This window comes from Flavobacterium okayamense, assembly GCF_019702945.1.
Taxonomy (GTDB): domain Bacteria; phylum Bacteroidota; class Bacteroidia; order Flavobacteriales; family Flavobacteriaceae; genus Flavobacterium; species Flavobacterium okayamense.
In genome coordinates this window covers 1550119-1563325 of the sequence record NZ_AP024749.1, presented here as the reverse complement: position 1 = coordinate 1563325, position 13207 = coordinate 1550119, and the positions used below count along the sequence as shown (strand labels likewise).

General features: G+C 30.6%; 8 protein-coding genes. 7 read left to right on the top strand and 1 reads right to left on the bottom strand.

Going from position 1 to position 13207, the window contains the following annotated elements; translation table 11 throughout:
• The first annotated feature begins 13 nt into the window (after window positions 1-13).
• Both KK2020170_RS07185 and secA read left to right on the top strand, forming a co-directional pair.
• Entirely contained in the window at window positions 14-235 is a 222-nt protein-coding gene (locus KK2020170_RS07185; protein ID WP_002986941.1) for a DUF2795 domain-containing protein, read from the top strand.
• An 86-nt stretch (window positions 236-321) separates the two neighbouring features.
• Window positions 322-3693, top strand: coding sequence for a preprotein translocase subunit SecA (gene secA, locus KK2020170_RS07180; RefSeq protein ID WP_221257662.1), 3372 nt, complete (start codon window positions 322-324; stop codon window positions 3691-3693).
• 49 nt (window positions 3694-3742) lie between these two features.
• Here the strand turns inward: secA and KK2020170_RS07175 are convergent, their stop codons facing one another.
• Window positions 3743-4360: a helix-turn-helix domain-containing protein gene (locus KK2020170_RS07175; protein ID WP_221257661.1), complete on the bottom strand. Its 618-nt coding sequence runs from the start codon at window positions 4358-4360 to the stop codon at window positions 3743-3745.
• A 120-nt stretch (window positions 4361-4480) separates the two neighbouring features.
• On the opposite strand from KK2020170_RS07175, the gene KK2020170_RS07170 reads away from it, so the two are divergent.
• The 5 genes from KK2020170_RS07170 to KK2020170_RS07150 all read left to right on the top strand — a co-directional run bounded on the left by KK2020170_RS07170 (window position 4481) and on the right by KK2020170_RS07150 (window position 13203).
• Entirely contained in the window at window positions 4481-4882 is a 402-nt protein-coding gene (locus KK2020170_RS07170; RefSeq protein ID WP_221257660.1) for a type III secretion system chaperone family protein, read from the top strand.
• Window positions 4883-4902: 20 nt separating this feature from the next.
• Window positions 4903-5604 (top strand): PspA/IM30 family protein, encoded by a 702-nt coding sequence (locus KK2020170_RS07165; RefSeq protein ID WP_221257659.1) that lies wholly within the window; start codon window positions 4903-4905, stop codon window positions 5602-5604.
• Between the two features lie 4 nt (window positions 5605-5608).
• Entirely contained in the window at window positions 5609-6265 is a 657-nt protein-coding gene (locus KK2020170_RS07160) for a hypothetical protein (protein WP_221257658.1), read from the top strand.
• 30 nt (window positions 6266-6295) lie between these two features.
• The gene (locus KK2020170_RS07155) at window positions 6296-8308 is read left to right on the top strand and encodes a flotillin family protein (protein ID WP_221257657.1); all 2013 of its coding nucleotides are present in this window, start codon (window positions 6296-6298) and stop codon (window positions 8306-8308) included.
• 77 nt (window positions 8309-8385) lie between these two features.
• Window positions 8386-13203 (top strand): DNA repair ATPase, encoded by a 4818-nt coding sequence (locus KK2020170_RS07150; RefSeq protein WP_221257656.1) that lies wholly within the window; start codon window positions 8386-8388, stop codon window positions 13201-13203.
• Window positions 13204-13207 lie beyond the last annotated feature (4 nt).

Sequence of the window (13207 nt, the reverse complement as noted above, 5' to 3'; positions counted from 1 at the left end):
AAATCGATAAAAAATGTATTGGACATTAGAACTAGCATCTTATTTAAGTGATGCGCCTTGGCCAGCTACTAAAGATGAACTTATCGACTATGCGATTCGTACAGGAGCGCCTTTAGAAGTTGTAGAAAACTTACAGTCTATTGAAGACGAAGGTGAAATTTATGAGTCAATGGAAGAAATTTGGCCAGATTATCCTACTGACGAAGATTACCTTTGGAATGAGGATGAATACTAAGAAAAAATAATAACGCAACAATTTAAAAGTCTCAACTTGAGGCTTTTTTTTTGTAAATTTGCACACCCTATAGAAATACTATAATTATGAGTTTTGTAGATTCAATTTTAAAAATATTTGTTGGCGATAAGTCTGAAAAAGATGTTAAAGCCATTCAGCCTATAATTGCTAAAGTAAAAACTTTCGAAAGTAGCCTAAAAGCACTTTCACATGATGAACTTCGAGCTAAAACTGCTGAATTTAAAGGAAAAATAAAAGCTGCAAGAGCTGAAAAAGACAATCAAATTGCTTCTCTAAAAGAAAAAGCAGAAACAACTGATGACATTGATGTTCGTGAAGATATCTATGCAGAAATCGATCAATTAGAAGCAGACGCATATGAATTGTCTGAAAAAGTTTTGAACGAAATTCTTCCTGAAGCTTTTGCTGTTGTAAAAGAAACGGCTCGTCGTTTTAAAGAAAACACATCAATTACTGTTTCAGCAACTCCAAAAGATAGAGAATTATCAGCTACAAAACCTTATATAGTAATAGAAGGAGACAACGCTGTTTGGGCAAATTCATGGGATGCTGCTGGAAAAGCCATCACTTGGGACATGATTCACTATGATGTACAGTTAATTGGTGGTGTGGTTTTACATCAAGGTAAAATTGCCGAAATGCAAACGGGTGAAGGTAAAACATTAGTAGCAACACTTCCTTTATATTTAAATGCTTTAACAGGAAATGGTGTTCACTTAGTAACGGTGAATGATTACTTAGCAAAGCGTGATAGTACTTGGAAAGCACCTTTATTCGAGTTCCATGGAATGACAGTTGATTGTATTGACAATCACCAACCAAATTCTGATGCTCGTAGAAAAGCTTACAACGCAGATATAACTTACGGTACAAATAACGAATTCGGCTTCGATTATTTGCGTGACAATATGGCTCATGGGCCAAATGATTTAGTACAGCGCAAACACAATTATGCAATTGTCGATGAGGTCGATTCAGTATTAATTGATGATGCACGTACGCCTTTAATTATTTCGGGACCAATTGTGGATGGTGACCGTCATGAGTTTATGGAATTAAAACCAAAAGTTGACAACTTGGTTAACTTACAGCGTAAACTAGCTACTGATTGCTTAACTGAAGCAAAACGTTTCTTCAAAGAAGGAAACATGAAAGAAGCTGGTTTTTATTTATTACGCACACACAGAGCATTACCTAAAAATAAAGCATTAATTAAATTCTTATCCGAAGAAGGTGTAAAACAATTACTTCAAAAAACTGAGAATTTTTACATGCAAGACAATAACAGAGAAATGCATAAAATAGATGAAGCATTATACTTTGTTATCGAAGAAAAAAACAATCAAGTAGAATTAACCGATAATGGTATTCAATTCCTTTCTAAAGATACAGACGAACATTTCTTTGTTTTACCTGATATTGGAACTGAAATTGCTAAAATTGAAAAAGAAAACCTATCTAAAGAAGATGAAGCAGAAAAACGTGAAGAATTATACAAAGACTTTTCTGTAAAATCGGAACGTATTCATACGCTTACGCAGTTATTAAAAGCTTATACTTTATTTGAAAAAGATACCGAATATGTTATCATGGATAATAAAGTTATGATTGTAGACGAGCAAACAGGTCGTATTATGGACGGTCGTCGTTACTCTGATGGTTTACACCAAGCAATTGAGGCAAAAGAAAATGTAAAAATTGAAGCAGCTACGCAAACATTCGCTACCATTACATTACAGAATTACTTCCGTATGTATAACAAATTGTCTGGTATGACGGGTACGGCTGTAACGGAAGCTGGTGAGTTTTGGGAAATTTACAAATTAGACGTTGTTGAAATTCCTACAAACCGTCCAATTGCTAGAAAAGATAAAGAAGATTTAATCTATAGAACGGTTCGTGAAAAATATAATGCTGTAATTGACGATGTTGTTAAACTTTCACAAGCAGGAAGACCAGTATTGATTGGTACAACTTCGGTTGAAATTTCAGAATTATTAAGTCGAATGTTGAAAATACGTGGTATTCATCACAACGTATTAAATGCCAAAATGCACAAAAGCGAAGCAGAAATTGTTGCTGAAGCTGGTAAACCTGGAGTTGTAACAATTGCAACTAACATGGCAGGTCGTGGTACCGATATTAAACTTTCTGACGAAGTTAAAAAAGCAGGAGGTTTAGCAATCGTTGGTACAGAACGTCATGATTCTCGTCGTGTAGATCGTCAGTTACGTGGTCGTGCAGGTCGTCAAGGAGATGTAGGTAGTTCACAATTCTACGTTTCGTTAGAAGACAACTTAATGCGTTTATTCGGTTCTGAGCGTGTCGCTAAAATTATGGACCGTATGGGCTTAAAAGAAGGTGAAGTTATTCAACACTCAATGATGACAAAATCTATCGAAAGAGCTCAGAAAAAAGTAGAAGAAAATAACTTTGGTGTTCGTAAACGTTTATTAGAATATGATGATGTAATGAACGCGCAACGTGAAGTAGTTTACAAACGTCGTAAACATGCTTTACATGGAGAACGTTTAAAAGTAGATATCGCTAACATGATGTATGATACTTGCGAATTAATCGTTCAAAATAACAAGTTAGCAAGTGACTTTAAGAATTATGAATTTGATTTAATTCGTATTTTCTCAATTAGTTCTCCTGTTTCAGAAAGTGAATTCAACAAGTTAACAGAAAGAGAAATTATTGGTAAAACATACAAAGCAGCTTTACAACATTATACAGAGAAAAACGAACGTAGTGCTAAAGAAGCTTTCCCAGTTGTTAAAAACGTTTACGAAAACAACAACGGACAATACGAAAGAATTGTTGTTCCTTTTACAGACGGAATTAAATCGTTAAATATTGTAACCAATCTTGAAAAAGCGTATACTTCTGAAGCTAAAACTTTAATCAATGATTTTGAAAAAAATGTTACGTTAGCAATTATTGACGAAGCTTGGAAGAAACATTTACGCAAAATGGACGAATTGAAACAATCTGTTCAATTAGCGGTTCACGAGCAAAAAGATCCATTATTAATTTACAAGTTTGAAGCTTTTGAATTATTCAGAAAAATGATGGACGAAGTAAATAAAGATGTTATTTCTTTCTTATTTAAAGCGGATTTACCTTCTCAAAACCCTAATACAATTAGCGAAGCTAAAGAAGTAAAACAAAAAGAAAATTACACTGAAACTAAAGAAGAATCTTTAAATACTGACGAAATTGCAGCTCGTAATAGACAAGCTGGGCAACAAGCGTCACAACCTCAACAACAACAAGTTACAGAAACTATTGTTCGTGAGACTCCAAAAATTAATCGTAACGATACTGTTACAATTAAACATGTAATGAGTGGTAAAAGTGAAACTATGAAATTCAAAAAAGCTGAATCTATGTTAGCTTCAGGAGAATGGATTTTAGTAGATCATCAAGCTTAATAGTTTAAATAAATTCATAAAAAAAGCCTTTTTGACAAAAAGGCTTTTTTTATTTTCTTAAATCTAATTTTGACTCTATTAACTCTAATCTATTCAGAATAGAAGAAATTAAGCTAATATTTTGACTAGTTTGAATTACACCAACAATTTTATATGATTCCTTATCTTCTTCAAAAAAATCTAAAATTCTTTTACCGTTAACTTTGTCAATTACTAAGTAAGAAAAATTCTTTTCATTTTTATCAAGATTAGTCGACAATAACAAAATGTTCCCTTTTGAATAAATACTTTCTTTTGCAACTTTATCATCTATTGTAAAAACACAATTTACTTCTGCTAATATTTTTTGCAAGTCAATGGGTTTTATCGATTCATCGCTATTAATTTCCTTAATTAAACTATTATCATTTGACTGTTTTGAAATAAAATCCTCAATGTGATTGAAATTGGTAATTTTATTAATAGTTATCGGTTTAGATATTAATTCATCAGTGGTTAAATCTAAAAGTGTAGCTATGCGTAATAACGTTTCTATTTTAGGTTCGGCCCTACCTTCTTCATAAGAACTAATAACTCCTCTATTTAAATCTAACATTTCTGCAAAAGCCTGCTGACTAAGACCTTTAATTTGTCTTATTTTTTTTATATTGGTACCAAAATAAGTCATACACTTTGCTAATTTTATTTACATCACAAAGATAATGAAAATATTTTTATAATTTTGCTAATATTTTTTGCAATTTATTTTTTTTATTCTATATTTGTTTCATATTGAAAATATTTTTAGATGCAAGCAAACCATTTATTTATAAAAATTAAAGATTGGTTATTAGATTTCAATTTTGAAATTTTACATGAAAATCAGTTACACAATACTTTTGTAATCAGTAAAGAAACTGAAGGTATTAAAAACATGATTTTAGTTATTGCACCACAAATATTGATTGTTGAACAATTTTTATTTCGTTGCAAAAAAAATGAAACTGAAGTCTATAAAGAACTTCTGATTAAAAACAGAGACATTGTTCATGGTGCTTTTGTACTTGATGAAAATGGAGAAAAAGTAATTTTCAGAGACACATTACAAACTGAAAATTTAGATCAAAATGAATTAATCGCTACCATTAATTCATTAAGTTTACTGTTGAGTGAGTATTCAGCAGAAATGATTCGTTTTAGTAAATTATAAAAATTAAAAAATTATTGATTATGAATATTTTAAGAAGATTATTTAGAATTGGTAAAGCAGAAGCTCATGCTGCAATTGATGGACTTGAAGATCCAATTAAAATGACAGAACAAGGAATTCGCGAAATGAAAGAACAACTTGAAAAAAGTGTTCATGCAATGGCACAAGTAAAAGCACTTGCAATAAGACGTAAAAATGAAAAAAATTCCTTATTAAACAAAGCCGAAGAATATCAAAATAAAGCTGTACTTTTAATTCAAAAAGGAGCAAAAGAAGAAATTTCTATAGAAGAAAGTGATAGATTAGCTAAAGAAGCATTAAAATTAAAAGAACAAGCTACACAAGATGCAAATATTGCTGATGCCGAAAGCTCAAAATTAGAAAATGATGTTGAAAAAATGCAAGTAAACATTAATTCTTTAAAAACTTCAATTGCAAAATGGGAAGGTGAATTAAAAACATTAAGAGCTCGTGTACAAGTAAGTCAAGCAACACAAGATATAAACAAAAAAATGACTCAAATTGATGCAGATAGCACAATTAGTATGCTTGAAAAAATGAAAGACAAAGTGTTGCAACAAGAAGCTATCGCTGATGCATATGGAGAAATTGCTAATGCTTCTAAAAGTATAGACGATGAAATTAATTCTGTTGTGGATACTACCGAAAATAAGGCTGATGATGCTTTAAAAAAATTAAAAGAACAATTGAATATTAACTAATTATATGAGTTTTAACGAACTTTTAGAAATTTCCTTTAATCCTGCAAATACAATTTTATCTGTATTGCTTATTTTAAGTGTACTGTATTGGATATTAACAATATTTACTGGTTTAGGAGATTATGACATCGATTTAGATACTGATATCGATGCTGACACAAATTTGGATAATCCAGATGGATTAATTGAAGTAAATCAAGACCCTTCATACTTTATTCAATTTTTGAAGTTCTTAAACTTAGATATAATTCCAATAACGTTTTTTTTAACATTAACATTACTTTTTGCTTGGCTTATTAATGTAAATTTGAATTTTTATCTTCCATTTCCTAATTGGTTTTTTATGATTACCATAATACCAGCTATTATTGTAAGTGTTTTTATTTCTAAATATGTCTGTACACCTTTAAAACCATTTTTTAAAGAAATAAATCATAAAGGTGAAATTGCCTATGACTTTTTAGGAAGAAGTGGAAAATTAATCACAACTGTTAAAGAAGATAAAATTGGTATGATTGAAATTATCATTAATAAAGATCCTATAAAACTAATGGTTAAAAGCAAAGATGGTAGTGAAATAAAACAAGGAGAAAATGCAATAATTATTGACGAAGAGCCTCAAAAAAAATTTTACTACATCGAAAAATCATTTGAAATTTAAAACAATTATAATAACTATTAATATTTATTTATGAACACATTCTACATTGGAGTATTAGTTTTTCTTGTCGCTACACTAGGATTAATTTTCTGGGTTTTATCCATGTATAAAAAAACAGTTCAAGGAATTGTAATTTTAAGAACTGGTTACGGTGGAACAAAAGTTTTCTTTAACGCTGGTATTGTAATTCCGGTAATTCATCGCCAAGAAAATATGGATATTTCAGTTAAAAAACTAGAAATTTCAAGAGAAGGAAAAGATGGTCTTATTTGTAAAGATAATATGCGTGCTGATATACAAGTAGCCTTTTTTATTCGTGTTAATAAATCAGTAGATGATATCGTAAACGTAGCACAAACAATTGGTTGTCAAAGAGCATCTGATATTTCAACTTTAAGAGAACTTTTCGAAGCTAAATTTTCAGAAGCACTTAAAACTGTTGGTAAAAAATTCGATTTCACAGAATTATATGAAGCTAGAAGCGAATTCAGAAATGAAATTTTAAATATTATTGGTACTGATTTAAATGGATATGTTTTAGATGATTGCGCAATAGATTATTTAGAACAAACTTCATTAAATCACTTAAATAAAGATAATATCTTAGATGCTGAAGGTATTAAAAAGATTACAGAGTTAACAGCGAATCAAAACATAAAAGCAAACCTTGTTAGACGTGATGAAGAAAAAACCATCAAGAAGCAAGATGTTGAAGCCAGAGAAGCTATTTTAGAATTAGAGAAACAATTAGCCGAAAAAGAAGAATCTCAAAAACGTGAGATTGAAAACATCAAAGCGCGTGAAAATGCTGAAATTCTTAAAGTGGCTGAGGAAGAACGTTTAAAACATGAAACAGTTCGTATTGCAACAGAAGAAAGTCTTCAAATAGCGGAAGAAAACAAGCAACGTCAGGTTGTAATTGCTGCTAAAAATAAAGAGCGAGCTGACTTAGTTGAAACTGAAAGAGTTCAAAAAGACCGTTTATTAGAAGCTACTGAAAGAGAGCGCGTAGTTGCCCTTGCTGAAATTGAAAAAGAAAAAGCAGTAGAATTAGAAAAGAAGAACATTCAAGATGTTATTCGCGAACGTTTAGTGAAAGAAAAAACGGTAGTAGAAGAACAACAAACAATTTTTGACGTTGAAGCATTAAAAATAGCTGAACGTGACAAACAAGTAAAAATAATTGCTGCTAACAAAGAGGCTGAAGAACGTTTAATTGCTGAAACTAAAGCTGCAGAAGCACGTAAATTAGCTGCTGAAAAAGATGCGCAAAAATATGTTATTGAAGCGCAAGCAAAACGTGATGCTGCAGAAAAAGAAGCAGAAGCTAGAAAAATTATAGCTGATGCTCAAGCAAAAGAAGAAGCAACTGTTGGATTATCTGAAGCTCAAGTAATGCACGCTAAAGCAGAAGCTCAAGAACGCCAAGGAATTGTTGAAGCTACAATTATTGAGAAAAAAGCAGAAGCAAACAAAAAAGATGGTCTTGCTCAAGCAGAAGTTATTAAAGAAAAGGCATTAGCTGAAGCTGCAGGAATCACTGAAAAAGCTGAAGCGATGAAAAAATTAAATGATGCTGGTAAAGATCACGAAGAATTCCGTTTAAAGTTAGCAAAAGAAAAAGAAGTAGAGTTAGCACAAATTGCAATTCAAAAAGATATAGCAGATGCACAAGCACATGTATTAGCTGAAGCATTTAAAACAGCAAATATTGATATTGTTGGTGGAGAAAATACATTCTTTGACAATGTTGTTAAACAAATAACTGCTGGTAAAGGAATTGATAAATTTATTCAACATAGCGAAAATGCTCAGTTACTAAAAGATGCCCTTTTAAACAGTGATGAAGAAGGAAATCTAGTGGGAAAAGTAATGCAAATCGTTGAAAAATATAAAATCTCTTCTGAAGACATTAAAAACTTAAGTATCGCATCATTAATTTTTAAATTAAAAGATGTTGCAAATCAAAACGAGCAAGGAATTTTAACCAAGGCTCTTGATATGGCAAGACATTTAGGTATTGATAGCAAGCCTATCAAGTAATTTTAATATAAAAAACACCTGTCTTTTTTAGAAAAGATAGGTGTTTAAACTTATAAAACTCTCATTTACGAATTTCTATGAGTAAAGAAACCATACAAAATGGTACCTACGAAATTATTCAACAACGTTTAACGCAACAAAAAAATGAGTTAGCAAAAAGAATAACTCTTTTAGACGAAGAACGGAAGAAAATATTTGGAGGTATCGATTATAATCTTATCGCAAATGAAAGACTTTCAACTGAGCAAAGTTGTAAAATTCGCGATATTATTTCTATTGGTTCTATTTGTTTGGTCGGACATCAAACACATCTTGGGTTAAAAACAGAAGTAGACATAACTGACGTTTTTTCCATGTATACTTTTTCTGAAAATAGATTTGAACCACTTGCCTTATCATGGCTAGAAGATCAAAACTTTATAGACGAATTCAAAAATCTTTATAAATATTATAGAAATACAACATTTACCAAATTTTTCATCTCTGGTAACTACCTATATTTTGTCTTCCAATTATCTTCAAATGCTTCAGATATTAAGGCATTTAAATGGCTATTAAAAGAAGATGGTATAGTATTTATTGATGCAAGAAGTGCAGCTGAAGTTAAATTCCCTAATCAATTTGAGTTTAAATGGACAAAGGCTACTCGTGATATGCAACGTAAAGGAGAGCATCCTCACGTTTCATTAGCCGATAAAGTATTTGTTGAAGCTATTGGAGGTGATATTACGATTAAAGTTGAAGATAATACCAAAACAGGTAAAGGTATTTACAGTGAAGATGTTAAACATAAAGATCAAACTTTAGACGATTCAGAAATCAATTTCTTTGATTATCAAAATCTGATCGCATTTAAAATAAAACCTTATCAAGAAGAAGAACGTTTTTTCATCTATAATCACAAAGATAAAAAAGTCGCTCGTGTAGACTCATTACAATATTCTGGTATTTTACTCCCAGAAAATCAAGGCTTAATCTACCCTAATGGTTATGCATTACAAACAGGTGAAATTAAAACCTTAGAAACAAATAACAAACCAATATATTTTTATAAAAAAATTGTTGGAATAAATGGAGAGAATTTCTTGTTTGTCTTTTACAATCAAGAAAGCAATGAATACATGTTAATTCCATACAACATCATTAAACAAAGTATTGAAACGCCTATTCATTGTAATGGTTTCACTCTCTTTGAAGATGGAAAAATGTGCTATTTCAAAAGCAATGAAGAAACCAAACATCATTTAGTACAAATTTGGCAAACACCATTTACAAAAGATGTAGTTGTTGATAACCAAAATAAAGATAACATTATCTATAAAGTTGGTAACAAAGATTTAGTACGCTTAATGGCCGAATGTCAAGAATTACAAGTTTTTTTAAATAAAAAAGATTCTTATAACGGTTTATATGATGAAATTGTAAAGCATACAACAACTATTTTAGATAGCTATTATTTCTTAAATGAGAATGGTGTTTTTAAAATTAATGAGCCACTTCAAGAAATTCGAAATATTGCTCATACTGCAATAAATGAATTTGAAAAAGTTCAGGAGATAAAAAAGAAAACGGCTGCAGCCTTAGAAGAAATAAAAGAAAAATTTGAAGCTAAAACAAATGAACTTAGTTATCAAAACTATACGAGTTTACAACAGTACATTGTCTCTTTGTCTGAAATTCGTTCACTAAGAGGGGAAATGATTTCTGCTAAAGATTTACAATATGTAGATGTAAAATTAATTGATGCTTGGGAAAATGAATTAAGTATTTTATCTGATAGATTAGCAAACGATTGTGTCATTTTCTTATTAGCACCTGAAGCCTTAGCGCCCTATCAACAGATAATTGATTCAGTTTCTACTGAAATAAGCACTCTTTTAAAAACAATTCAAGCAAAAGAGATTGAAAAAAGCTTAGACGATTTAGCAAATCAATTAGAGCTACTAGTAGATATCGTAAACAATTTAAAAATTGAAGATGCATCGCATTCTACTCAAATTATCGAAAATATTTCTGTATTATTTTCTTTAATTAATCAAGAACGCATTGCATTAAACAATAAAAAAAGAGAGCTATCTGGTAAAGAATTAGCAGCAGACTTTAAAGCGCAAATAACTTTATTTGATCAAACTGCTATTAATTTCTTTGAGCTTGCTAACACACCCGATAAATGCCAAGATTTCTTGAATAAACTAGCTATTCAACTAGAAGAAATGGAAGCAAAATTTGTCGATTTTGATGAGTTTATCCAAGTTATTAGCGAAAAACGAGAAGAAATCTACCAACAATTTCAAACAAAAGGAGTTCAGTTAACAGAAGCTCGAAATAAAAGAACAACCAATTTATTTCAATCGGCAGAACGCATTTTAAAAGGTTTGGCTAATAAAGTAGCTTCTTTTTCAACTGAAATTGAAATCAATGGTTATTTTGCTTCAGATTTAATGATTGAAAAAGTTCGAGACATTGCCGAACAATTAAAAGATTTAAATGATGCCAATAAATCGGAAGAGCTTTTAACGCAATTAAAAACAAGCCAACAAGAAGCCATAAGAAAACTTAAAGACCGTAATGAAATTTATGAAGATGGCGAAAATATTATCGCTTTAGGAAACTACAAATTTGCGGTTAACAAACAAAAGCTCGACTTAACTTTGGTTTTAAAAAACAATAATTATTACTACCATTTAACGGGTACCAATTTTTATGAACCAATTGAATATACTGAAATAGAAAAATTCAAAGACGTTTGGAATCAAGAGTTTATCACAGAAAATCACAAGGTTAAAAAAATTGAATATATTGCTTGGGACGTGTTCTTAAAAAACCCATTATTAAACACTGAAAAAGCGAATAAAACTGCAATTGAAGAGTTTTTTGCCAATCATTTTGGTGAAGGTTTAGTTAAAGGTGTTCACGATGAAGATGCGTTAAAATTAGTTACAAAATTACAACAACTGAATAATCAATTAGGCTTGTTACGCTTCTCTCCTTCTGAAAGAGCATTAGCACAATTGTTTTGGTTCTTCCTAGAAGAAAATGAAAAATCGTATTACGAAAAACAATTTCAAGCAATTGAATTACTTAGGGATACCTTTAAAAATACAGAACAATTCCGTTTTATAAGCAAACAATTAGCCCATAAAATTGAAGAATTTAAGTGCCATTTTGATCATTTTCAAATTATTTCTTCCCTAAAAGCTGCATCTTATTTAAAACACGAAAATAGAGACGCTTTTAAAATTAATGAGGTAAGTGCTAAACTCTTAAAAAGCTTTACCAAAAATTTAAAAGAAAAAGGGAAAGATTTAGTTTTTACACAAAAAATTGAGGCGCTTTATCCGTTCCCTTCTGCTTGCTTTGACATTGTTTTCAATGCTATAAAAACATTTTCAATTGAGAATAATGTTGATGTGGCTAATGGTATTTTGGATGAAACCGCAGTTTTCTTATTGGTAAATAATTTAAAGTCAACCCAAATTGTAAAAACTAGTACATCTGAAACAATTGAAGGATTAAAAACTTTACAAAAAGAAGAAGTTTACACACTAGAGTATCATGATTTCACAGAAAAACTAGAATTTTATTTTGAAAATAATAAACCTAAATTTTCTGAATTTCAAGGATTAAAGAAAGACTGGATTGTTTCAAAAAGAAAACAATTTAAACTCGACACTTTCAATACACAAGTATTAACTTCATTCATACGAAACAAGCTAATAAATGAAGTTTATTTTCCTTTAATTGGAGCTAATTTAGCCAAACAAATTGGTGCAACTGGAGAAACAAAAAGAACAGACCGAATGGGAATGTTATTATTGGTTTCACCTCCGGGATATGGTAAAACAACCTTAATGGAATACTTGGCCGATAGAATGGGATTGGTCTTCATGAAAATCAACGGTCCCTCTTTAGGACATGAAATTACCTCAACGGATCCAAGTGAGGCGAAAAATGCTGGTGCAAAACAAGAATTGCAAAAGTTAAATCTTGCCTTTGAAATGGGAGACAATGTAATGCTATATTTAGACGACATTCAACATTGTAATCCTGAGTTTCTGCAAAAATTCATTTCATTGGCAGACGGTCAACGAAAAATTGAAGGTATTTATAATGGTGAAGCTAAAACCTACGACCTACGCTCAAAACGTTTTTGTTTGGTTATGGCTGGAAACCCTTATACCGAAAGTGGAGAAAAATTTCAAATACCAGACATGTTAGCCAACCGAGCTGATACTTATAACTTGGGAGAAATTTCTGGCGTAAATTCAGAATTGTTTGATTTGAGTTTAATTGAAAACTCAATACTTTCTAATCCTTTCATGACAAGACTTACACAGCAAAGTCTAAACAACTTGTATGAATTATATGAAGGTATTAGAAACAATAACTTAAATATTTCTTTAGAAGGAAATTTTACTAGTCAAGAAATCGATGACTTTAGAAATGTATTAACTAAAATTATTCAAGTTCGAAATACAGTTATTAAAGTTAACGAAACTTATATTCAATCAGCTGCAATGGCAGATGAATACCGCAATGAACCTATTTTTAAATTACAAGGTTCCTATCGAGACATGAATAAACTAGTAGCCAAAATCGAACCAATTCATTCTGAAAAAGAAGTTGAAGCTATTTTACTTTCTCATTACAAAAATGAATCACAAACTTTAACAACTGGAGCAGAAGCCAATCTTTTAAAATTAAAAGAGATTATGGGGATTATATCGGAGAAAGAATTGGAAAGATGGAACGAAATTAAAGTTATTTTCAAGAAAAACAATCGATTAAAAGGTTTTGGTAATAATGACAAAATGAATCAAGTTGTAGCTCTTTTAGAGGATTTTTCTGAAGGATTACAAGGAATTCAAAAAGCAATAACTAAAAATGAAAATTAAATAC